Annotated in this window: 21 protein-coding genes and 2 tRNA genes; 13 read left to right on the forward strand and 10 right to left on the reverse strand. The window is 62.1% G+C overall.

The window, feature by feature from the left end; genetic code table 11:
* The first annotated feature begins 13 nt into the window (after positions 1–13).
* Positions 14–90: transfer RNA gene (locus tag NLY36_RS27210), tRNA-Arg, on the forward strand.
* Between the two features lie 20 nt (positions 91–110).
* On the opposite strand, the gene NLY36_RS27215 is transcribed toward NLY36_RS27210, so the two are convergent.
* Positions 111–184, reverse strand: a tRNA-Cys gene (locus NLY36_RS27215).
* A 130-nt stretch (positions 185–314) separates the two neighbouring features.
* On the opposite strand from NLY36_RS27215, the gene NLY36_RS27220 reads away from it, so the two are divergent.
* On the forward strand, positions 315–650 hold the full coding sequence (locus NLY36_RS27220) for an antibiotic biosynthesis monooxygenase family protein (protein ID WP_031198108.1): 336 nt from the start codon (positions 315–317) through the stop codon (positions 648–650).
* Complete coding sequence (locus tag NLY36_RS27225; RefSeq protein ID WP_023684769.1) at positions 650–1,540, forward strand: alpha/beta fold hydrolase; 891 nt, start codon at positions 650–652, stop codon at positions 1,538–1,540. The genes NLY36_RS27220 and NLY36_RS27225 overlap by 1 nt, the downstream gene beginning before the upstream one ends.
* A 45-nt stretch (positions 1,541–1,585) precedes the next feature.
* On the opposite strand, the gene NLY36_RS27230 is transcribed toward NLY36_RS27225, so the two are convergent.
* The 6 genes from NLY36_RS27230 to NLY36_RS27255 form a co-directional block, all read right to left on the reverse strand.
* Entirely contained in the window at positions 1,586–2,146 is a 561-nt protein-coding gene (locus tag NLY36_RS27230) for a LysE family translocator (protein ID WP_245260208.1), read from the reverse strand.
* Positions 2,147–2,307: 161 nt separating this feature from the next.
* The gene (locus NLY36_RS27235; protein WP_023695543.1) at positions 2,308–3,114 is read right to left on the reverse strand and encodes an ABC transporter permease; all 807 of its coding nucleotides are present in this window, start codon (positions 3,112–3,114) and stop codon (positions 2,308–2,310) included.
* Positions 3,114–3,947 carry an ABC transporter permease gene (locus tag NLY36_RS27240; RefSeq protein WP_023670301.1) on the reverse strand — a complete coding sequence of 278 codons (834 nt, stop codon included), beginning with the start codon at positions 3,945–3,947 and terminating at the stop codon, positions 3,114–3,116. Before NLY36_RS27240 ends, NLY36_RS27235 begins: the two co-directional genes overlap by 1 nt.
* Before the next feature lie 21 nt (positions 3,948–3,968).
* On the reverse strand, positions 3,969–5,084 hold the full coding sequence (locus NLY36_RS27245; RefSeq protein ID WP_023670302.1) for an ABC transporter substrate-binding protein: 1,116 nt from the start codon (positions 5,082–5,084) through the stop codon (positions 3,969–3,971).
* An 80-nt stretch (positions 5,085–5,164) separates the two neighbouring features.
* Complete coding sequence (locus NLY36_RS27250; RefSeq protein WP_023670303.1) at positions 5,165–6,256, reverse strand: ABC transporter ATP-binding protein; 1,092 nt, start codon at positions 6,254–6,256, stop codon at positions 5,165–5,167.
* A 103-nt stretch (positions 6,257–6,359) separates the two neighbouring features.
* Positions 6,360–7,256 (reverse strand): LysR substrate-binding domain-containing protein, encoded by an 897-nt coding sequence (locus tag NLY36_RS27255; protein WP_023670304.1) that lies wholly within the window; start codon positions 7,254–7,256, stop codon positions 6,360–6,362.
* A gap of 83 nt (positions 7,257–7,339) precedes the next feature.
* Between NLY36_RS27255 and NLY36_RS27260 the strand changes: the two genes are divergently transcribed.
* Both NLY36_RS27260 and NLY36_RS27265 read left to right on the forward strand, forming a co-directional pair.
* Positions 7,340–8,941 carry a zinc-binding metallopeptidase family protein gene (locus NLY36_RS27260; protein WP_031249104.1) on the forward strand — a complete coding sequence of 534 codons (1,602 nt, stop codon included), beginning with the start codon at positions 7,340–7,342 and terminating at the stop codon, positions 8,939–8,941.
* Positions 8,942–8,960: 19 nt separating this feature from the next.
* Positions 8,961–9,893, forward strand: coding sequence for a dimethylarginine dimethylaminohydrolase family protein (locus tag NLY36_RS27265; RefSeq protein WP_023695542.1), 933 nt, complete (start codon positions 8,961–8,963; stop codon positions 9,891–9,893).
* 159 nt (positions 9,894–10,052) lie between these two features.
* Here the strand turns inward: NLY36_RS27265 and NLY36_RS27270 are convergent, their stop codons facing one another.
* The 3 genes from NLY36_RS27270 to NLY36_RS27280 all read right to left on the reverse strand — a co-directional run bounded on the left by NLY36_RS27270 (position 10,053) and on the right by NLY36_RS27280 (position 11,720).
* Positions 10,053–10,469, reverse strand: a complete 417-nt coding sequence (locus NLY36_RS27270) for an FCD domain-containing protein (RefSeq protein WP_081731252.1) — start codon at positions 10,467–10,469, stop codon at positions 10,053–10,055.
* 146 nt (positions 10,470–10,615) lie between these two features.
* Positions 10,616–11,038 carry a hypothetical protein gene (locus NLY36_RS27275; protein WP_023684778.1) on the reverse strand — a complete coding sequence of 141 codons (423 nt, stop codon included), beginning with the start codon at positions 11,036–11,038 and terminating at the stop codon, positions 10,616–10,618.
* Positions 11,039–11,168: 130 nt separating this feature from the next.
* Positions 11,169–11,720 (reverse strand): cytochrome c, encoded by a 552-nt coding sequence (locus NLY36_RS27280; RefSeq protein WP_031201257.1) that lies wholly within the window; start codon positions 11,718–11,720, stop codon positions 11,169–11,171.
* A gap of 482 nt (positions 11,721–12,202) precedes the next feature.
* On the opposite strand from NLY36_RS27280, the gene NLY36_RS27285 reads away from it, so the two are divergent.
* From NLY36_RS27285 to NLY36_RS27320, 8 genes are all read left to right on the forward strand, one after another.
* On the forward strand, positions 12,203–13,765 hold the full coding sequence (locus NLY36_RS27285) for a DUF2778 domain-containing protein (RefSeq protein WP_084026173.1): 1,563 nt from the start codon (positions 12,203–12,205) through the stop codon (positions 13,763–13,765).
* Positions 13,766–13,987: 222 nt separating this feature from the next.
* Complete coding sequence (locus NLY36_RS27290) at positions 13,988–14,773, forward strand: ThuA domain-containing protein (protein ID WP_023695538.1); 786 nt, start codon at positions 13,988–13,990, stop codon at positions 14,771–14,773.
* Between the two features lie 103 nt (positions 14,774–14,876).
* The gene (locus tag NLY36_RS27295) at positions 14,877–15,935 is read left to right on the forward strand and encodes a Gfo/Idh/MocA family protein (RefSeq protein ID WP_023695537.1); all 1,059 of its coding nucleotides are present in this window, start codon (positions 14,877–14,879) and stop codon (positions 15,933–15,935) included.
* Positions 15,936–15,956: 21 nt separating this feature from the next.
* Positions 15,957–16,358: a GFA family protein gene (locus NLY36_RS27300; protein WP_023670313.1), complete on the forward strand. Its 402-nt coding sequence runs from the start codon at positions 15,957–15,959 to the stop codon at positions 16,356–16,358.
* Positions 16,359–16,555: 197 nt separating this feature from the next.
* Positions 16,556–17,221, forward strand: a complete 666-nt coding sequence (locus tag NLY36_RS27305) for a hypothetical protein (RefSeq protein WP_023670314.1) — start codon at positions 16,556–16,558, stop codon at positions 17,219–17,221.
* Positions 17,222–17,228: 7 nt separating this feature from the next.
* Positions 17,229–19,907, forward strand: a complete 2,679-nt coding sequence (locus tag NLY36_RS27310) for an OmpA family protein (RefSeq protein ID WP_031214979.1) — start codon at positions 17,229–17,231, stop codon at positions 19,905–19,907.
* Positions 19,908–19,918: 11 nt separating this feature from the next.
* Positions 19,919–20,413, forward strand: a complete 495-nt coding sequence (locus NLY36_RS27315) for a Rab family GTPase (protein ID WP_023670316.1) — start codon at positions 19,919–19,921, stop codon at positions 20,411–20,413.
* A 3-nt stretch (positions 20,414–20,416) separates the two neighbouring features.
* On the forward strand, positions 20,417–21,487 hold the full coding sequence (locus NLY36_RS27320) for an adenylate/guanylate cyclase domain-containing protein (protein WP_023695536.1): 1,071 nt from the start codon (positions 20,417–20,419) through the stop codon (positions 21,485–21,487).
* Positions 21,488–21,524 lie beyond the last annotated feature (37 nt).

The following is a 21,524-nucleotide window of genomic DNA, read 5'->3' on the forward strand; positions in this document are numbered from 1 at the left end:
AATGCCGGCCAGCGGTCCCGTAGCTCAGCTGGATAGAGCACCGGCCTTCTAAGCCGATGGTCACAGGTTCGAATCCTGTCGGGATCGCCAACAACTTCAAAGAGATAGTGTGGAGGCCTGAGTGGGAATTGAACCCACTACGTCGGTTTTGCAGACCGATGCGTCACCGTCCCGCCCTCAGACCATGGCTCCTTGTGCATTGACCGCGACAGCTAGTCAACTTGGCCGGCCTCTGCTCGCAGGTTCGGACCGCGATCCGGCTGCCACCAGTCGAGATGTTCGGAACGCGGCTCGCGTTCAGGCGTTTGTTGCTGATGGCACCGACAACCCCGACCATTGCGCGCATCTGGCGCGGCAGGACCTTGCCCGACAAGGCCGACGCCTATGAGCGCTACAACTACGAGGTCGGTATCAAGCCGCTGATCGAGAAAGCGCTGGGCGTGCAGACTTTTCGCGAGGACACGCCGACGCATTCGGAATTCATCACCATCTCCTATTGGGAGAGCGTCGAGGCGATGGCCGCCTTTACCGGCGGCGATCCGCAAAGCATCCACCATCTCGACCGCGACAAGGAGTTCCTGATCGAATTGCCGAAGGGTGTCCAGGTGCTGCGAATCCGTTCCAGCCACGGAATGGTTGGCGGCAGCTGATGTTTGCGGGCTTTGACGCCAGGACCGTTCAAATGGAGGAGACATCGATCTTCGTCAGGGCCGGTGGCTCAGGGCCGCCGCTGCTGCTCCTGCATGGCTTTCCCGAAACGCATGTTATGTGGCGGGACATCGCCGTGGCATTGGCGCCGCACTTCAGCGTGGTTGCCGCCGATCTGAGAGGCTACGGACAAAGCGGCTGTCCGGCTTCCGGAGCCAATCATGCCGCCTATTCCAAACGAGCGATGGCGCGCGACATGGTGCAGGTTATGGACGTTCTCGGTTTCGACCGTTTCATGGTTGCCGGCCACGACCGTGGCGGTCGCGTCGCCTACCGGCTGGCGCTCGACCATCCCGAAACCGTGTCGAAAGTCGCCGTTCTCGACATCGTCCCCACGGCCTCCGCCTGGGATCGGGCCGATGCCAGGTTGGCGCTGGCCTTCTGGCCGTGGAGCCTGCTCGCCCAGCCGGAACCGCTGCCTGAGCGCCTGTTGTCCGCAGCACCCGACGCAGTTGTCGACAATGCGATCGCTGGCTGGGGCTCGGCTCCAGATGCTTTTCCCGCTGAGGTCAGGGCCGCCTATATCGAGGCGCTGCGTGATCCCGCCCATGCCCACGCCATCTGCGAGGAATATCGCGCCGCCGCAGGCATCGACCGCGAGCACGACGCGCAGGACCAGGCTGATGGCTGTCGCATCAGATGCCCGCTGCTTGCGCTCTGGAGCGGCGAGGGCGGGTTGGAGAACTGGTATGCGGAGGAGGGCGGCCCGTTGGCGATCTGGCGGCAATGGGCTGATAACGTCGGAGGCGGCTCGGTCAAGGGTGGGCATTTCTTCCCGGAAGAGCACCCCGAAGACACGGCTGCAAGGCTGTCGAGATTCTTCGCAAGCTGACTACGGGCCGATTGCTAAATCCGGCCCTGTGTAGTCCTGTGTCGACTATCTCAGATGCCCGAGGGATTGCAGGATCAAAGTGCTCGAAAGACCAAGCAGGGCGATACCGTACAACCGGTCGATCCACACGGCGTTTGGCCCAGCCAGAAGCCTTGCGGCCCGCGCGCCAAGGGCTGCGTAAAACGTCAGCACAAACACATCGGCAAGCGCGGCGATAATGGCCAGGATGCCATACTGGATCGCGATCGGCTCATCCACGCGGACAAAATGCGGCAGGATCGCGGGGAAAAGCAGCCAGGCCGCCGGATTTGTGACCGCCACCAGGAAGCAGCGCCCAATGAGTGCCTTGGCTGAATGGCGTGTTTCGGGAAGGTTAGGGTTGAACGAAGGTCGGGATGCGGCGCGCAGGGTACCGATGGCGACGAAAAGCAGATAGCCCGCGCCGAACATCCTGAGAGCCGAGAGATAGAATTCCGAAGCCAGCAGAAGAGCGCCGAAGCCCAGCGCGACGATGCTGATAAGAACGAAATCAGACAGTACGACGCCGGCCATGCCGAGAAACGCGCGTCGAAAACCGTAGCGGGAGCCGTTGGTGATGGCGAGCACGACGTCCGGTCCCGGAACCGCCATTCCGAGCACCGACACGAAGGCAAATGTCACCAGCGGCAGGTTTCCCATGACGCCGCGTAATGTACCCGGCGCTCACCGTCCGTAACGCCCTTCACACAGCGGCTTGGCTATCGCCGATTGTTGTTGGCCACCTTGGCTCAGTGCCCGCCGCGCATCTTCACCACCACAGTCCTCACCGCCAGCACCAGCACAGTGATGATGATCAGGATCACCGAGAGCGCGGCGATCGCCGGGTCGATGTTGTCGCGCAGGCCCATCCACATCAGCCGCGGCAGCGTGATGGCGTTGACCGAGGTGATGAACAGGGTGACGCCGATCTCTTCCCAGGACAGCACGAAGGACAGCAGCGCGGCGGTGACGATGCCGAACTTGATGTTGGGCATGATGATGCGCGTGGCGCGTTCCCACACGCCGGCGCCAAGGCCGCGCGCGGCAAGGTCGATGCGGCGGTCGAGCTGGCTGAGCGAGACCAGGATCAGCACCGTGGCGAAAGGCACCGTCATCACCGAATGCGCCATGGCGACGCCGAGCCAGGTGTCGTAGCCGAAGAACGAGCTCATGCCCGAGATCGACGTCAGCAGGAAGTAGAGCGTGATCGCCGAGACCACCGGCGGCACCACCATCGGCAACAGCACGAAGCCGACAAGGGTGGCCGTGAAGCGCGGCTGGAACATCCAGACGCCAAGGCTGAAGCACAGCGCCAGCACGGTCGAGATGACGCTGCTGACGATGCCGATGCGGACCGACAGCAGGATGGCGTCGAGCCAGCGCGGATCCTCGATCAGCGCGCGGTAGTGGCGCAGCGACAGTTCGCCCGTCGGCATAGCCAGCATGCGGCTTGGCGTCAGCGACACCGGGATGACCGCCAGCAGCGGCAGCAGCAGGAACAGTGCCACCAGCACGGCGAGGATCAGCGAGACGGGACCGGGGCGATAGGTCGGCATCAGATCAGTTGCTTCGGTCTGACATAGCGGAACAGCAGCGCCATGAGCGCGCCGACGAACAGCACCAGCACGACGCTGATCGCCGCGCCCAGTCCCCAATCGGGACTCTGGAAGATGCGCAGATAGATCAGCTCGGCGATCATCACGCTGCGGCCGCCGCCGAGGATCGCCGGCGTGACGAAGAAGCCGAGCGAGAAGACGAACACGATCATCGCCGAACCGATGATGCCGGAGCGCGTCATCGGCACGAACACGGTCCAGAAGGTGCGCATACGGCTGGAGCCGAGCCCGCGCGCCGCGAGCAGCACGCGCTCGTCGAGGCTGCGCATGGCGGAGGCCAGCGGGAACACCGCGAAGGGAATGAGGAAATGCGTCATGCCGACGATGACGCCGAACTCGTTGCGCACCAGCGCCAGCGGCTCGGAGATGAAGCCGATCGATTGTAGCCAGGTGTTGATCAGGCCGCGGTTGGACAAAAGCGCCACCCAGCCGAAGGCGCGGGTCAGCACCGAGATCCAGAAGGGGACGAGAATGCAGAATTCAGCGATTATGCGCTGTGCCGGGCTGCCGCGCACCCACACCATGGTGATGGCGTATGCCGCCGCCACGGAAACCACGGTGACGATCAGCGCGATGCGCAGCGTGCGGATGAACACAGACTGCACCAGGGCATCGGTGGCGAGCGCGCCATACTGGCCGAGCCCCGGTGTCGGCAAGGTGACGCTCCACTTGACGACGCCGAGGAACGGCCAGGCGTAGGCCAGCACAAGGAACAGAAGCAGCGGCGCCATCAGCACCGCCGCGCCCATCCTGTCGGAGAGGGTGCCTCTCATCGAAGCTCGTGCCCGGCCTGGTCAGGCCGAGATGATCTTGGTGTATTCGTCGAGTGCTGCCCCGTAATTCTTGGCGTACCAGTCCATGTCGAGCGCGATCTGCTTCTTCATGTTTTCGGGATCGACCGGGTTGATGCGCTTCTTGTCGGCGGGGATCAGCGCATCGGCGGCCGGATTGGCCGGACCCTGTCCGAGCTTGTCGAACATCACCAGTTGCTTTTGCGGATCCTGGGCGCTGGCGATGAACTTCATCGCTGCGTCCTTGCCGCCGGGGTTGCCCTTGAGCACGGCCAGCGCGCCGGGCGAAATCAGGCCCTGATCCCAGATGAACTTGATCTTGCCGCCCGAGTCCTGCTCGATCAGCGAGGCGCGGGTCGACCACACGATCGCCATCGAGGCTTCGCCGTTGAGCAGCACGCTCTGGCTCTCGGCGCCGCCGCCCCAGTAAGCCACGACGTTTTCCTTGAAAGCGGCGATCTTGTCATGCGCTCGCTTCAGGTCGAGCGGGTAGAGCGAGGCCGGCGCGATGCCGTCTGCAAGCAGCGCTGCTTCCCAGCTCGACACGCCCCATTTGTAGAGCGAGCGCTTGCCCGGAAACTTCTTCACGTCGAAGAAGTCGGCCATGCCGGTCGGCGCGTCCTTGCCGTATTTCTCCGAGTCATAGGCGATGACGTAGGAGAAGAAATAGGTCGAGGCCGCGTATTCCCAGCCGAAGCCTTCTCGCATCTTCTTCTTGTCGACGACGGCGTAGTCGATCGGCTCGAGCGCACCCTGGGCGCCGAGCGTGATGGCCGAGAACGGGTCGACATCGACGAGATCCCAGGTCGGCGCGCCGCTCTTGAACTGTGCGGCAATCGCGCCTTCGGTCGGGCCCGAACCGTCCATCTTGACGGCGATGCCGGTCTCCTTAGTGAAGGCCTGGCCATAGGCGGCGTCATAAGCGGTGAGGGCATCGCCGCCCCAGTTCACCAGCACCAGCTCCTTGGCCGCGGCGAAGGCTCCGGTCGAGCGCAAGAGCATCGGCGTGCCGGCCAGCACAAGTGCGGCGAGCTGCGTGAATTGCCGGCGCGAAATCTCGCCGCGCGCTGCCCTAGCGGACAAGCCGTCCATGGCTTGTTTTTTGGTTTCGTTTGTCATGTCAGTTCCCCTTTTTGTTGTTGATAATTCCGGTAGTTGGCGCGAATCCCAGATTCATTGCTGGAAGCCCGCTTTGGTCGTCATCCTCCGTCCGGAAGGAGGAAACCTTTTTCCGCCGGCCAGGTCAGCCAGACGGAATTGCCTTTGCTCAGCGCCGCGGCCGCGACCTCGTTCGGCACCGACACCGTCACCTTGGCGCCCTGGCGCGTCGTCAGGTCGAGCTTGGTCGCCGCACCCAGATAGGTCGAGCCGATGGCGGTGGCGGCGATGCCATTCTCGCCGGTGGCGGCTTCGCGCGCGATCGACATATGTTCGGGCCGGATCGCCAATATGGCGTTGCCGTTCACCGCCTCGGCATTGCCGCGCAGCGTGATCGCGCGGTCTTCGCAGAGCGCGGTCGCGCCATTGTCGGCGCGCTTCACGCCCTTGAGCGGCAGCATGTTGATCTCGCCCAGGAACTCAGCGACGAAACGATTGGCCGGCCGGTCATACACCTCGTCCGGTGCACCGACCTGCAGCAATTTGCCATGGTTGAAGATGGCGACGCGCGACGACAGCGCCAGCGCCTCGCTCTGGTCGTGGGTAACGAAGACGAAGGTGGTGCCGGTCTCCTGATGCAGCCGCTTCATCTCGGCCTGCATCTGGCCGCGCAGGCTCTTGTCGAGCGCTGAGAACGGCTCGTCGAGGAGCAGCACGCCGGGTTCGAACACCAAAGCGCGGGCCAACGCCACGCGCTGCTGCTGGCCGCCGGAAAGCTGCGCCGGCAGTTTCGTCTCATGGCCCTTGAGGCCGACGCGCTCGATCATCTCGGCAACGCGGCGCTTGATCTCGCCAGCCGATTTCTTGCGTACCTTGAGCGGGAAGGCGATGTTGGCCTCGACCGACATGTGCGGGAACAGCGCATAGCCCTGGAAGACCATGCCGGCGGCACGCTGTTCGGCCGGCCGCTCGGTGATGTCGATGCCGTCGCTGAAAAGCTTGCCGGCGGTCGGTTGCACGAAGCCGGCGAGGATCATCAGGAATGTGGTCTTGCCCGAGCCGGAGGGACCGAGCAGCGTCAAAAACTCGCCGCGGCCGATATTGAGCGTCAGGTCGTCCAGCGCCTGGAACGAGCCGAAGCTCTTGCCGATCCCGATTGCCTTGATCTCTGCGGCCCGGCCGGGTTGCTGCATCCTGCCTCTTCCTTGATCGTGGCTTGAGCGTAGGGCAGTGCGCCGGCTCACCGCAACCGAATAGTTTTCGCCTGATCGGCAAATTTGATTCACGGATGGGAGGCTAGTACGGGCTGATCCGGTTCTCCGACAGCTTCGAACTCAACCACCCATTGAATGCTTCCAGCACCGGGTGGCTGGCCTTGGCATGTTCCGACACCAGGAAATACGAGCGCGGCGAGGGGATCGCGATGTCGAAGGGGCGCACCAGACGGCCTTCGCTCAGCGCCCGGCGGCTGGTCAGCTCGTCGCCCATGGCGATGCCCTGGCCGGCGATCGCCGCGGAAAAAACGAGGTTCATGTCCGAGAAGAAGATGCCGCCTTCGGTGTCGGGGTTTTCCACCTTGGACAGCGCCAGCCAGCGCGCCCAGTCCTCGGTGTCGCCGAGATGCAGGAGATTGGCGCGCAGCACGTCGGCCGGTTTTGAAAAGCCGCCGACCTTGTTGAGCAGTGTCGGGCTGCAAAGTGGCGTGAACGAGATTTCGCACAGCAACTCCACCGAGCGGTTCGGCCAGTTGCCGACGCCGAAGGCAATGAAGGCATCGGCGTCCGGATTGCTGACATCGTCCAGCCGTCTGGGCGTCAGGATCGACAGCGCCACGTCCGGATACATCTGCCGGAACTCGCCGATGTGCGTGCACAGGAACAGAGAGGCGAAGCCCGGCGTGCAGGAAACGGCGAACGAACCGCCGACGCCCGTGCCGGCCTGGCGCGTCACCGCATCGCCGAGCACCGTCAGCGCCTTTCTCACATCGGCGGCATAGCGCTGGCCGCGCGGTGTCAGCGCCACGCCCTTGCCGATGCGCTCCAGCAGGTCGAAGCCGAGGTCGCGTTCGAGCAGCCGCAACTGATGGCTGACGGCGCTGCGGGTCAAATGCAGTTCATCGGCTGCGCGCCAGACACTGCCGTGACGGGCAAAACTGTCGAGGGCGCGCAGCGCCTGTGTGGAAGGTATTCGCAAGAGGCCTCAGGTGAACCGAATTTGCATGAACCGGAAAAACATATCACTTTTTGCAATGCCGCTTCACTGCTTTCTTGGGCCGCATGGAGAAACCGGTGACGACCTCGGCGCAAGCCACCGCGCTTGCCTGTCTCGATAGCATCCAGCCGTCGCTGTCGGCGTGGACGCGCACCATTTTCGATTTCGGCGAAACAGCCTGGCGCGAATACCAGTCGGCGGCCTGGTATGTCGCGCGGCTGAAGCATGAGGGCTTTTCCTTCGAGGAAGGGTCGGCCGGCATGCCGACCGCCTTTTGCGCCCACTGGACGAATGGCCCGGGGCCGACCATCGGCATGTACGGCGAATACGACGCCGTGCCTGGCAACTGCCAGGACGCGGCAACGGTGAAGCGATCGCGGCCGGGCCTCGGCAGCGAGGCCGGCGGCCACACCGATCCGCATTCCGGGCTTGGCATTGCCGGCCTCGGCGGACTTCTCGCCACCAAGGCTGCAATGCAACGCCACGGCATCGAGGGGACGTTGCGCTTCACCGGCGAGCCGGCCGAGAAGGTCAGGGGCTCGAAGCCGATCCATGCGGCCAAGGGCTACTATGACGGCCTTGCCGGCATGATCTCCTTCCACCCCTTCTATATGCTGCCGCTCTGCAACACGGCGCGCTGGGACACGCATTGCGGCGCCGCCTATGCGATGATCTACCGTTTTGTCTGCGACGAACCCGAAAACTGGGTTCGCGCAAGCGATGGCGCGCCGATCCCGCAGGCGCATTCGGCGGTGCGGGCGCCCGGCGCCAACGACGCACTGATGACGATGTACATGACCTCCAAGGCGCTGCGCGATTCCATGCTGCCTCACCAGGGCGGCTGGTCGATCAGCGAGGCGATCCTCACCGCCGGGCAGGCGACCGCCGACAATCTGCCGGCGGGGCTGGCCGAGATCCAGTACATGATCCGCGTGCCGACCATTGCCATGGCAGAGCAGGTCACCGCGGTGCTCGACCGTAATGCGGCCGCGGCCGCGGCGATCAGCGGTTGTCGCTATGAGCGCCATTGGGTGTCGAAGTCGAGGCCGGGCCTCGCCAATCACGCCATGGCGGGGATTGCCTATGAGGCGCTGTCCACCGTTGGCGCTCCGAGCTGGGACGAGGCGGCGAAAGCGATCGGTCGCGAGGTCCAGGTCAATGCCGGCGGCACCGCGACCGACAACCCTTTCATCGACGAGATGGAGCGGCTGGTTGCGCCGCAAGAGGCCGAGGCAATCCTGCGCCGCGATTTGCCTCCGTCGCAGATCAACTCGACCTCCGACGACTACACCGACATGTCGTGGCACACGCCGACCGCACGCTTCTATGTCGCTCGCCCGGCGCTGCGCTCGGCGAATGGCCATGCCTATCCATCCTGGGCGATGAACGCGCTGGGCGGTATCTCGGCCACCATTGACCCGATGGTCATTTGCGCCGCCAAGACGGTTGCGCTTGCAGCCCTCCGCCTGCTCGAGGACAAGTCCGCGCGTGATGCAGCCATGGACGAATTCGTCACCCGCACCGGCGGCGGCATTGGTGGCTCCAACTGGATCGCGCCGCTTTGCGACTATGACCCGCCGATCAATTTCCGCTGGCCGGAATATGTCACCACCGCGCGCGGACGCGATTGGTGGATTCCGAGCAGCCAATCCAATCAAGCTGCATAGTCAAATCGAGGAGAACCTTATGACCGTCCATGATCGCATCATCGCCGAACCGTTCTCGCTGCAGCGCCGCAATCCCGCCGGCGGCACCAAGCCGCTGACATCATGGGGCTTTGCCAACGAGACCGACGTGCTGACAGACGTGTTGCTCGGCTCGCCAAACTTCCTGCGCCACCTCTCGACCAGCTCGCTCTCGCGCAAGCATTTGCGCGAAGCGCCCTGCAACGTTCAGATCGCCCAGGCGCAGCACAAGGACCTCGTCGCCGCCTATGAGCATTTCGGCGTCAACATCCACTGGCACGAGCCGACGCCGGAACTGCCGATGCAGGTCTATTCCAGAGACTCCAGCGTCATGACGCCCTACGGCGCCTTCATCACCGCCATGGCCAATTGGTGGCGGCGCGGCGAGAACTATGCCGCCATCCGCACCTATGAAAAGCTCGGCATACCCATCTACGACATGGTCACGGCTGGCACCTTCGAAGGCGGCGACTTCAACGTCATCGAGGAGGGCGTGGTGCTGATCGGCTGCGGCGGCGCCCGCACGCAGGAAGAGGGCGCCCGCCAGGTGCAGGACTGGTTCGAAAAGGAAGGCTGGGAAACGCGCCTCGCCTTCATCGACGAATATTACGTCCATATCGACCTGATGGTGGTGCCGGTCGCCGAGAAGCTCACCGCGGTGTGCCTCGCCTGCACCGAGCCCGGCATCGTCGACTGGCTGAAGGGCAAGGGCCACGAGATCATCGACGTGCCCTTCCAGGACACGATGGCGCTCGGCTGCAACTTCATGTCGCTCGGCAAGGACAGGGTGATCGCGCCGACGTCGAGCCAGTCGCTGATCGGCCAACTCAAAGCGCGCGGCTTCGAGGTTGCTGCCGTCGACATGAGCGAGATTTCCAAGACCGGCGGCGGCATTCACTGCATGGCGCAGGCGCTGAAGCGCGAGCCGGCGTAACGGCACGAATTGCCGCCGGGACCTGTGACGGACTGCTGCCAGATTTGACAAAACAGGCCTGGCAGAGGAAATTGATGCCATTAGAGGAGGGATTCTGTGAAGAAAACTTACGAAAAGCCGAGTCTGGCCAAAGCCGGCAAACTCGGATCGCTGGTCGCTTCAAACCCGTCGAAGCCCGCCCCCTGAGCGCAACCAGCCGCTGAAGGCCGAAATTCGGTCGTCCTGGTTATCGGCGACCGGATCGCGCTGTATGATTGAAGGGAGCCCGCCGGCTTTGAACGGCGGGCTTTTTGCTTTGCGCCAGAGCGCTGCCGCGTCTGCCGGCCAGTCCAATCTGCCCGAACCTGAATTGAACTTGCTCCGGGCGTTTTCCAGATGCGCCCGCATCGCTTGGCCGGCCGCTTCCGGGTCGCGGCGCTCGATCGCCTCGAACACCGCCTGGTGGCCGGCAAAACTCGTGCGGTTTCGATCTCCGTATTGGCCACGTGGATGCGCTGATTGATCAGCCATTCGACCTAGCCGTTGATTTTGAAACCAAGCCAGCTTCCCCAAAAGATCATGCCCAAACAAAGCCATAGCGCGAAGACCACATGCGCGCCGTTCCCGCCCGCCCGGCGATCAGGGAGTGGCTGGCGTGAGATGGCCGCGCTGACGACGGAACGAGATCGCCTCGTCTGGCCGGCCGGACTCGCGACGGCGTGGTCCGGCCGGAGTTCCATCTGCTATGCGGGTATCAATACGGCGATGCGATGCACGCCGACCTCCTTGCTTGTATTCGTCGCTTCATCGGTCTTGCCCTTGGAGCAGGTGTACATATCACCCGTCTTGAGCTTGAATTCCTTGTCCGCTTTCTTGATCGTGAATGCACCTGAGGTAATGGTGCACACCATGTCGTTGTCCATCACGGTTTGAGGAGCATGTGCTCCGGGCTGAAACACAACGTCGATAATTGCGATGCTCTTGTAGGCGGGAATGTCTGCATTGCCGGTGCCGACCTCCACCACCCTGACACCGGGCGCAATCTCCTTGCCCTCTTTCGGGCCGTATTTCTTGATTTTTGCCGATGCCGCCAAGGTGAACAAAGGCGCTACCGCGGCGGTCGTCAGACCGAGGGCAATTGCAGACCTGCGATTCATGGTTTTCATTGCATCCTCCCGATGCTCGTCATGCATGGATATGCATGACTTCGATATATTAGCACGAGCGAATTTACTTGTATGCAAGCGGCTGGGGCGCAGGCCAGCAAAGGGTATCGCTCCGGCGGGTAAGTCTATTTCACTGTAGCTTCCGCCGGAACTTCGAATGACAGCTCGAGCAATCCTGCAGGATCAGGTGCAGGAGATGCTCCGCCGGCACTTTGGTAGGATCGACTTCCACGGTGCTCGGCCGCTTGCCGAGCAGGCTGCCGCCGCCCATTGCCGGGCCGGTGCCCATGCGCATGTCATCAGTGATGACGGCCGGCGCGCTTTGGGCCTTGGCGGCCAGCGCGCGCGCCAGCGCCCCGATATGATTTGCCAGCGCCTCGAATTCCGCCCGTGACTGATCGATCTCCAGCCTGGCCTGCGAAGGCGGTCCAAGCGAGCCGCTCGGAAATTCGGCAATCAGGGCAGGGCCGGTGCGAGCGCGCAGCGTGTCCGCTGCCGCCTTGAAGGCTGCGGCGTCATAGGGTTGCCTGCGGTCGAACATGCCGGCAATGGTTTTCGCAGCCGCCGCCATCTCCTTCATCGACGCCTGGCGGGCCGCGACCATCGGTCCGCCGCCGACGGAGGCGGCCATCGTAAGGGCACAGACCAGCCACAGCAGCGCCGCTTTCACAGTCCATCTCACGGCGCCATGTCCTTGCCCCATCCATCTGTGATCAGCCAGCCGCAGCAGGGGTTCGACCTGCAGTCGGATTCTTCGGTCGTGATGCCGGTTCTCATCGGTAAATTTCCGTCGCCGGAAGTCTCCGTCTCTGAGCGGATAGACCTTCCAGCCACCGGAAGGTCAACTGATTGAGAAGGCCGATCAGCGGGCAATCAGCACAGGCTTGCAGCAAGCTGACGCAGCGTTTCCTTGACTTGGATCGCAAAAACGGGCAGCAAGGCGGGGGTGAGGGAGAGCATTCTACCGTGGCGCAGACCATGGAGTGCTCTTTTTTTCGTATCAGGCGCCGCATAATCGGTGGCTGATGGAGGGATTGGTTAACCAACTTTGTCCATCTTTTGATTCAATCGGCAACAGACGCGAAAGGTGCAGGGGGCACCAGCGAACTGTGGATGTCACGGATGCGAGGGTCGCAAGCCTGCATGCCGATTGAGAGTGGTTGTATGGCGTTTTTGCGTTTGAAAGACCGGGGCGATACTCCTGAACGGGGTTTGACTTCGAAGAGATCCGGCCAGCGCTGGGTGGTGGTGCCGGTTGTCGGCGCGGCCTTGGCGCTGTGGTCGGTGGCAACCATGGCCGGCCTCTATTCGCTCGGTACCTCGCTCACCGCAGCCTCCAACAGCCTTCCGCACAGTCTGCTTCTGCCGAACGCAGCACTTGCCGATTCGCGCCGCAGCCTCGCCAATTCGTGGGCGCCTCGGCTTTCGGCGCAAAAATCACAGGCCTCGCTGCTCAGCCAATGCGACGCCGGCTGCGCGCATGCCGCCGCGAACTTCGCGCATGACGGCAAGATGGCGCGGCTGAAGCCGGCCGCGCACGCTGTGGCCCCGAGCAGTGTCGCCTCAAACATTGCGCCAAACACCAGCGTCGCTCTCGCCACTTCGCGCGGCATGCGCTTCGACGGCGTGGTGGCCAAGGCAGGGCTGTCGCCGCAAAAGCTGGCTGCCGCCTTCGCCAAGGCCTCGAATGCGCCCTTCATGCTTGCCAGCCTTCCGGTCGCTGCCCGTTTCGCCGAAGTCCGGCTGCCCGATCAGCATGGCCCGGCCTCGGAACGCTTTGGGCCGGAAGTGGCTGAGATCGAACGCTCGTCGCGCCTGGCGCTGGCGCTGGCCAACAGCTTGCCGGAAGACGCTGACATGCTGGCCCCGCCGGCGGCCGTTGCAGCAATCGCCGGTGCGCAGGATCCTGGGCAGGCCGAGGTTCAGGTCGCTTCGCTGCCGCCGCAGGACGATCTGCCCGACAACATTGCGTTGCCGGGTTGGCGTCCACGCGCCGAAACCGCTCAGCCTGCCGAGGCTCGGCAAGCCAGCAAACCCAGGGCAGCCAAGCCACAGACCGACAGGACGGCCGAGAGCCCCGCACCCCAGTCGCCGGGCAATTCGTCGCCGCGCTCGCCACGCAGTACTTCGGAGGTTGCCGCACTGCCTGGCGTGCCAGAAAGCCAGAGCATCCAATCAAGCCGGATCAAGCCTGGCAAACGGTCGAAGACAGAGGCCGGCGAGATGCTGGCCTATGCCAAGCCGGACGTCCCGGCGGGCGGTGTCGGTCGCGCCTTCAAGGATCTGTTCGCCACGCCCGGAATGGGCGGCGGCGTCGCCGTGTACGATATTTCGGCCAAGACCGTCTATATGCCGGACGGCTCGCGGCTGGAGGCCCATTCGGGGCTGGGTTCGATGGTCGACCAGCCGCGCTTCGTGCACAAGAAGAATGTCGGCCCGACGCCGCCCAACACCTATGATCTGCGTCTTCGAGAATCCCGCTTCCATGGCGTCGAGGCGCTCCGTCTCACTCCCGTCAGCGGCGGCAACAAGTACGGTCGCGACGGCCTGCTCGCCCACACCTACATGCTGCGCGGCGGCCGTGCGGAGTCCAATGGCTGCGTCGTCTTCAAGGACTACGCCCGCTTCCTTGCTGCCTACAAGAAGGGCAAGATCAAGCGCCTCGTCGTCGTGCCGCGCCTGACCAAGCCGCTGACGCGGGTCGCTCAGGAAGGCCGGGGAGCGTAAGGCAGTAGGCAGTAGGGAGTAGGGAGTAGGGAGTAGGGAGTAGGGAGTAGGGAGTAGGGAGTAGGGAGTAGGGAGTAGGGAGTAGGGAGTAGGGCCTAGGAGCGTCCATCGCCTGTTCCTTGTTTTTCTGCCCCTATTGCCTATTCCCCACTGCCTATTCCCTTTTGACCCCCAGGCAGATTATGACTGACCCCTGCGGGTCGGCTTCACCACGAGGACATCATGACAATACGCGCTGTCGTTTGGGGCGAGAACATCCATGAGCGGACCAATGAGGTGGTCGCAGCCCTCTATCCCGAGGGCATGCACACGACCATAGCCAAGGCGCTGAATGCCGACGAGGCGATCTCCGCCTCGACCGCCACGCTCGAACAGCCCGAGCATGGCCTGCCCGAGGCGCGCTTGGCCGAGACCGACGTGCTGGTCTGGTGGGGCCACAAGGACCATGGCGCCGTCGCCGACGAGATCGTCGAGCGCGTCGCCCGCCGGGTCTTTGAAGGCATGGGGCTGATCGTTCTCCATTCCGGCCATTTCTCGAAAATCTTCAAGCGGCTGATGGGCACGCCCTGCACGCTGAAATGGCGCGAGGCGGGTGAGCGCGAGCGGCTCTGGGCGACCAGTCCCAGCCATCCGATCGCCGAAGGCGTCGGCGAATATTTCGAGCTCGAGAATGAAGAAATGTATGGCGAGCAGTTCGCCGTGCCCGAACCGCTGGAGACCGTCTTCATCTCCTGGTTCCAGGGCGGCGAGGTGTTCCGTTCTGGGCTGACCTATCGCCGCGGCGCCGGCAATGTCTTCTACTTCCGCCCGGGCCACGAGACCTATCCGACCTATCACGACGCCAATGTGCACAAGGTGCTGCGCAATGCGGTTAAGTGGACGCACAATCCGCAGGGCACCAAGTCGGCGATCCTTGAGGCGCCGAACGTGCCGGTCGAAAAGGCGCTGGAGCCGATCGTCGAGCGCGGCGGCAAGCTGCACGTTTCGGGCGAGGCCGGCTACCGCTAAAGCAAAGTCCAGGAAAAAAGGCGTAGCGGCTTTCCGCATGGGTTTCCTAGACCGTATCTGCGCCATATGATTGAATCGAACCAATTCGCTCGGAGTGCAGAGAATGCGGCTTTTGATACTGGGTACAGGCTGGATGGCGCAGGAGCATGCCCGCCGTTTCGGCGGCATCGACGGCGTCGAGATCGTCGGTGCTGTCGACGTCGATGAAAAGCGCGTGGGCGAATTCGCCGACGGGTTCAAGATACCGAAGCGATTCACATCGCTGGAAGACGCGCTGGCGTGGGGCGAATTCGATGCGGTCGCCAACGTCACGCCGGACCGCATTCACCACCCGACCACCATGGCGTTGATCGCGGCCGGCAAGCCGGTGCTGTGCGAAAAGCCGCTGGCCGAAGACTTCGGCAAGGCAAGCGAGATGGCCAACGCGGCTGAGGCAGCCGGCATCGTCAACATGGTCAACCTCACCTATCGCAATGTCGCTGCCTTGCAGAAGGCGCGACAGATGGTGCTGGCCGGCGAGATCGGCACCGTCCGCCACGTCGAATCCTCCTATCTGCAGAGCTGGCTGGTGTCGAAATTCTGGGGCGACTGGCGCACCGACCCGAAATGGCTGTGGCGGCTGTCGCGCGACCACGGCTCCAACGGCGTGCTCGGCGATGTCGGCATCCACATCCTCGATTTCGCCAGCTATGGCGCCGCACTCGACGTCGACCACGTGTTTTGCCGGCTGCGCACCTTCGACAAGGCGCCAGGCAACCGTATCGGCGAATACGACCTCGACGCCAATGACAGCTTCGCCATGACGCTGGATTTCTCCAACGGCGCCTTTGGCGTCGTTCACGCCAGCCGCTGGGCGACCGGCCACATCAACGAATTGCGCCTGCGCATCTATGGCGACAAGGGCGGCATCGAAGTCGTGCACAATCTCGAGGGTTCGGAACTGAAGGCGTGTGTCGGCGAGGATATCGAGAACGCCAAATGGCACGTGCTCGACGCCGGCACGGTGCCGACCAATTACCAGCGCTTCGTCGATGCGGTTCGCAGCGGCGTGCAGGCCGAGCCTTCATTCCACCATGCCGCCGAACTGCAGAAGGTGCTGGATCTGGCCATGGTTTCGGAACAGAAGCGGACGGAACTGAGGGCCAGCGCCGATACGCAGTGATGTGAAGGGGAGGAAGAAACAATGGTCACGCGCCGCGCGCAATGTCTCTGCGGCCAGCTTTCAGCCGTCTGTTCGGGCGAGCCGGTGCGCATCTCGGTCTGCCATTGCCTCGACTGCAAGCGCCGCACCGGCAGCGCCTTCAGCTACAATGTCCGGTTTGCGCAAGCTGATGTATCGATCGAGGGGCGGGCGAAGCAGTTCACGCGCACCGGCGACGAGGGCGGCCGCGTCATCTACAATTTCTGCCCGGAGTGCGGCGCCGCCGTCCACTATCGCATCGACACGCAGCCCGGTGTGATCGCCATTCCCGTCGGCGCCTTCGCCGACCCGTCGTTCCCGCCGCCCTTCCAGTCTTTTTACCACGAAAGCCGTCGCTGTGAGTGGGTCGAGATCAACGCCGAGCCGCTGGCGACGTTCGACTGAAGGCCGCTTTTTGGATACCCGGAACCGTCCGCACGCTCCGCGCCTTTGAGAGGGCATCGCCCCCTGATTGCCATTGCCGAGCCGTTAGCCACCGCGCTCGGCTGCCCCATGAATAGGCATAAGTCAAGACGAATCCGGCTTGCGGCCCGATTGCTGACATGCTTACCTGACGGCATGTGTTCAATGGGGGTATATGGATGGCTAAGGAATCTTCGAATTCCGCTTCTTCAGAAAAGAAGGCGGACGTAAATCTGATAGGTAACACAGAAGGAAACGGGCTGAACTTCATGGGAGTTCAGGCCCGCGAAAACGGAACCGCCGGCGACGCCGTCGGTGTCGACAAGATCCGTGACCTGCTGTTCGGCAACCAGATGCAGGACTATGACCGCCGTTTTTCCAAGCTTGAAGAACGGGTGTTGCAGCGCTTCAAGGATGTCGAGTCCGAGGCCAAGCGCAATCTCGAAATGTACGAGTCGAATGCAAAGAAGCAGATCGATTCGCTTGCAGGGCAATTGCGGAGCGAAAAAGATTCACGAGCCGATGCCGACAAGGAGATCGACCGGAATCTTCGCGAGCAAAACCAGGCTCTTGAAAAGCAGGTGCGCACGTTGTCGGATCAGTTGAGCGCGCTCGAGCGCGACGTTTCGGACCGGATAAATCGAAACGATCATTTGCTGCGTGAGGAAATCAAGCAGAAGAATGAAGGCGTTCAGATGCTGATCGAGAAGATGTTTGCCGACCTCAGCAACGTCAAGACCGACCGAAATCTTTTGGCTGGCCTGTTTGTCGAGGTTGCAAAGTGTCTCAATCAGGATCCCGTCGGGAGCAAAAGCAACTCGGACCGCAGCTGGAAAGTGAGTTGATGGGACCTTGACGTCCACCGTCGACCCATTCAACCTTCCGCAAAGAACAGCCTCGAACGATACAGAGATTGATCGCGAGGCTCTGGCTCGTCTTTTGATCGAAATTGCCCGGAACGTTGATCCGGACTACCGTGCGCAGTTCGAGGCGGTTCCAACCGCCGATCCGCGCATGGAAACGCTGCGGCAGTTGCTGGTCAGCCGCGAAATCTCCGAGCTTTCACGCGTCACGCATCTGCTCGACGAACCCGAGCAGCTTGCGGCGGCCGTGGGCGACGTTCTTCCCAGTGCTGCCGGACGAGCGCCTTACGCGCAACTCGGCGAGGCGCTTGCGCCAGCTGTCGAACGGGCTGTGCAAAGGTCGATCCAGAAGAGCCCGCGCACGCTGACGGACATATTGTACCCGGTGTTTCTGCCGGCAATTCGCAAGTCGATCGGCGAAAAGATCGACCAGACCTTTCAGTCGCTGAATGAAACTCTAAGGCACATATTCACCTGGCACGGGCTCAAGTGGAGACTTGAAGCCTGGAGAACAGGGGCAAGCTTCTCGGCAGTTGTTCTGAAGCATTCCCTTGTCTACCGTGTGGAACATGCCTTTCTCATTCATCGGAATTCCGGCCTTTTGATAGCGCATGTAACTGCCGACAATGCGACGAGCGAAGATCCTCAGCTCATTTCTTCGATGCTCAGTGCGATTCAGGATTTTGTAAAAGACTCATTTAACGAGAAAGAGCAGAGCGGCCTGGACACAATCCGTTTCGGCGAGCTTCGTCTCTGGTCGGAAGTTGGACCGTTTGCGACACTGGTTTCGGTGATCCGGGGAAATCCGCCGGAGGAATTGCATGAAATCGTTCGCGATGTGTTGCTTCGCATCCATGAGCAATCCTCAGAGGCTTTAGAGCAGTTCGACGGCGACGGTTCGCAGCTGGCCTCCGTAGAGGCGCAGTTGCAGACCTGCGTCGAGCTGAAGCAGGAGGAATCAAACGACGGATTTCCGTGGCTGGTGGCGGCCGTTGCCCTGCTGCTTTTGAGTCTGGCAGGCGGTTGGTACTTTCTTTCCTGGCAGTCAGCGCAGCGCTGGCAGGCTTACGTGTCGCGCTGGCAGGCTTACGTGTCGCGAGTGGAGGCCCAGCCGGGCATCATCGTTGCCGAACAGCAGGTACGCGATGGCCAGTTCTATATTGCCGGCCTGAGGGACCCGCTTGCCGTCGACCCGCAGTCGCTGTTGTCAGGCACGGGAGTCGATCCGGCCGGGGTTCATTCGCAATGGCAATTTTATCAGAGCCTTGAGCCGGAGTTCGTGCTGAAGCGGCTGACGGCGTCGCTGGCTCCGCCGGATTCAGTGCGACTTTCGATTGTCGATGGCCGCATCGTCGCCGAGGGTGAGGCTCCCGACACCTGGATCAGCCGGGCGCGCGCGGCGGCCCAGCAGCTTTCGGCAGGCGGGCCGGTCTTCGATATCTCGGGGGTTCGTGACGTAAGTCCCCAAGTGCGCGAGGCGGAGCGCTGGCACGCCTATGTGTCGCGACTGGAGACCCAGCCGGGCATCATCGTTGCAGACCAAAAGATAAGCGACGGCCAATTCTATATTGCCGGCCTGCGAGACCCGCTTGGCGCCGATCCGCAGTCGCTGTTGTCGGGAACAGAGGTCGATCCCGCCCGGGTTCATGCGCAGTGGCAGTTCTATCAGAGCCTTGAGCCGGAGTTCGTGCTGAAGCGGCTGACGGCGTCACTGTATCCGCCGGATACAGTACGACTTTCGATCGTCGATGATCGCATCGTTGCCGAGGGTGAGGCTCCCGACACCTGGATCGATCGCGCGCGCGCGGCGGCCCGGCAGCTTTCAGCAGGCGGACCCGAATTCGACATCTCCAAGGTTCGTGACGTGAGCCCCGAAGCACGCGCGGCGGAGCACTGGCAGTATTATGTGTCGCGACTTGAGGCCCAATCGGGAATCATCGTCGCCCAACAAAGCGCGAGGGGCGGACATTTCTACATTTCCGGCTTGAGAGACCCGCTTGCCGCCGACCCGCAAGCCCTGCTCTCCGGAACGGACGTTGATCCTGCCCGCGTTCATGCACAGTGGCAATTCTATCAGAGCCTTGATCCGAAGTTTGTGGTGAAGCGGCTGACCGCGGCGCTGTCCCCGCCGAAAACCGTTCAGCTCTCGATCATCCAGGGTCGCATCGTGGCCGTGGGTGAGGCTCCTGCCGGCTGGATCAACCGCGCGCGGGCCGCCGCTGAACAACTTTCGGCAGACGGAGTGGTTCTGGATGTCTCGCAACTGCGTGAGCTGAACCTTGCAGAACTTAATCATTTGAGGCAGGCCATCCAGACGACCGATATTTTCTTCTCTTCCGGCAAGGTTGTGCCGGGACCGGAGCAGACGCCGGTTCTCGACAGGTTGGCGGATCAAATAAAGGAATTCGCCCAGAGTGCCCGCAATTCCGGCGTAACGGCGCGGTTCATGTTGACCGGGCATTCGGACACCACGGGCCGTGAGACGGCCAACGCGTCGATCAGCGCCGCCCGCGCCGAGACAGTTCGTGCGCTTCTCAACAAGCGGGGCGTCGCTCCCGAATTGCTGCTGGTTCGGGGCGCGGGCACTTTTGAGCCGGCTGTACCTGAAAACAGTCTAACCGGTAGCTCCACCAATCGCCGGGTTTCGATTACCGTAAACCTGGACTAGCGGAGCCCAACATGTTGCAAAAAAAGATCTGCATGCTGGGCGGTTTCGCTGTCGGAAAGACGAGTCTGGTCCGCAGGTTTGTGCAGAGCATCTTCTCAGAAACCTACTTGACCACCGTTGGAGTGAAAATCGACAAGAAGAGCGTCGCGCTCCCGGACAAAACCGTGGATCTGATTTTGTGGGATTTGGCCGGCGAAGACGATATCGGCTCATTCCGCGTCAGCTATGTTCGCGGTGCAACCGGGCTCGTGCTTGTCGTCGATGGAACCCGCGCCGCTACTCTTGCCGTGGCACTCACGCTGCGCGAACGGGTCGAGGCCGAATTCGGCGCCATGCCGTTCGTATTGCTGTTCAACAAGTCCGATCTGGCCGATCGGTGGGCGATATCGGATGGTGAGATCAACGAGTTGAGGCAACGTGGATGGCAAATCTATCTAACAAGTGCGCTTTCGGGCGAGCAGGTCGATGACGCCTTTCGTCAACTTGCCTTGATGGTCACCAAATAGACCATGCATGAATTGCCAAAAGAAGTCAGAAATTGGTTTTTCAATTTCTTCTTCGACGGGCACGCTGTCGCTTATCTGAAAATCGACCCTGAGCTTTGCATAGCTGCCAAGGGCGGTAATGTTGAACATTACGGGCTGTCATCACTTCGCATCGGCAAGCCTGTTGCGGAGCAGCTTGAATTCATGGAAGGTTTGCTGCCTTGCCCGGAGCTTCCGTTTCGCATGGACATGATCGAACTGCCCGGCGGGCGTGTCGCCGACCTTCATTTTTTTGCTGACAATGCGTGCGTGTGGCTGCTTTTTCTGGACGCCACTGCCGAACGGGACAACAGGCAGCGGCTTCAACAGAAGGCCTATGAAATGACGCTCCTGCAAGAGAGGGAGCGTCAACTCAACGAAAAATTGCAATCGACGAACGAGGCGTTGAGGAAGAGCCAGGAGGGATTGGCGCGTGAATATCAGCGCGCCGAAAACCTGCTCCTCAACATTCTCCCGGCCTCGATCGCGGAGCGATTGAAAGCGCAAAAGAAAATTGCCGACAACCACGCAGAGGTGAGTGTGCTTTTTGCCGACATCGTCGGTTTTACGGAACGAGCGCGCAGCGTCGGAGCGGTGACGACGCTCGCTATTTTAAACTACTTCTTCAAGGCGGCGGATCGGCTCTCTGAGCGATACGGCTGCGAAAAGATCAAAACAATTGGCGATTGTGTGATGGTGGTCGCCGGCCTGCCCACGGCGCGATCCGATCATGCAAGGGCCCTCACGCGCTATGCGATTGAGCTGCGCAAAGCGGTCAAGCGGGAACGCTTCGCAGGAGAACCGATAAGGCTGAGAATTGGAATTCACTCAGGACCGATCGTCGCCGGCGTCATAGGCAAGAGGCGGTTCGCCTATGACCTGTGGGGTGAGACCGTTAATCTCGCCTCACGTATTCAAACGTCCGCGGAGCCCGATGAAATTCGTATTTCCGATGCAACTTGCCAACTGCTTGGACCGAAATTTGCTTGCGACCCACTCGAGGAAACGGAATTGCGTGGTGCGGGTCGTGTGCGAATGTGGCGGCTCCCGAGCTGATCCGTCGCCTGCGGTGCGACCCTGGAGCGCCGATAGC

Source organism: Mesorhizobium sp. C399B (assembly GCF_030323185.1).
Taxonomy (GTDB): Bacteria; Pseudomonadota; Alphaproteobacteria; order Rhizobiales; family Rhizobiaceae; genus Mesorhizobium.

Bases quoted from the DNA above. Each gene is read 5' to 3' on its own strand.
- NLY36_RS27220 (WP_031198108.1), top strand. From the start codon at position 315: ATGGCACCGACAACCCCGACCATTGCGCGCATCTGGCGCGGCAGGACC.
- NLY36_RS27225 (WP_023684769.1), top strand. From the start codon at position 650: ATGTTTGCGGGCTTTGACGCCAGGACCGTTCAAATGGAGGAGACATCG.
- NLY36_RS27235 (WP_023695543.1), bottom strand. From the start codon at position 3,114: ATGCCGACCTATCGCCCCGGTCCCGTCTCGCTGATCCTCGCCGTGCTG.
- NLY36_RS27240 (WP_023670301.1), bottom strand. From the start codon at position 3,947: ATGAGAGGCACCCTCTCCGACAGGATGGGCGCGGCGGTGCTGATGGCG.
- NLY36_RS27245 (WP_023670302.1), bottom strand. From the start codon at position 5,084: ATGACAAACGAAACCAAAAAACAAGCCATGGACGGCTTGTCCGCTAGG.
- NLY36_RS27250 (WP_023670303.1), bottom strand. From the start codon at position 6,256: ATGCAGCAACCCGGCCGGGCCGCAGAGATCAAGGCAATCGGGATCGGC.
- NLY36_RS27260 (WP_031249104.1), top strand. From the start codon at position 7,340: ATGGAGAAACCGGTGACGACCTCGGCGCAAGCCACCGCGCTTGCCTGT.
- NLY36_RS27265 (WP_023695542.1), top strand. From the start codon at position 8,961: ATGACCGTCCATGATCGCATCATCGCCGAACCGTTCTCGCTGCAGCGC.
- NLY36_RS27270 (WP_081731252.1), bottom strand. From the start codon at position 10,469: ATGGCTTTGTTTGGGCATGATCTTTTGGGGAAGCTGGCTTGGTTTCAA.
- NLY36_RS27275 (WP_023684778.1), bottom strand. From the start codon at position 11,038: ATGAAAACCATGAATCGCAGGTCTGCAATTGCCCTCGGTCTGACGACC.
- NLY36_RS27285 (WP_084026173.1), top strand. From the start codon at position 12,203: ATGGCGTTTTTGCGTTTGAAAGACCGGGGCGATACTCCTGAACGGGGT.
- NLY36_RS27290 (WP_023695538.1), top strand. From the start codon at position 13,988: ATGACAATACGCGCTGTCGTTTGGGGCGAGAACATCCATGAGCGGACC.
- NLY36_RS27295 (WP_023695537.1), top strand. From the start codon at position 14,877: ATGCGGCTTTTGATACTGGGTACAGGCTGGATGGCGCAGGAGCATGCC.
- NLY36_RS27300 (WP_023670313.1), top strand. From the start codon at position 15,957: ATGGTCACGCGCCGCGCGCAATGTCTCTGCGGCCAGCTTTCAGCCGTC.
- NLY36_RS27305 (WP_023670314.1), top strand. From the start codon at position 16,556: ATGGCTAAGGAATCTTCGAATTCCGCTTCTTCAGAAAAGAAGGCGGAC.
- NLY36_RS27315 (WP_023670316.1), top strand. From the start codon at position 19,919: ATGTTGCAAAAAAAGATCTGCATGCTGGGCGGTTTCGCTGTCGGAAAG.
- NLY36_RS27320 (WP_023695536.1), top strand. From the start codon at position 20,417: ATGCATGAATTGCCAAAAGAAGTCAGAAATTGGTTTTTCAATTTCTTC.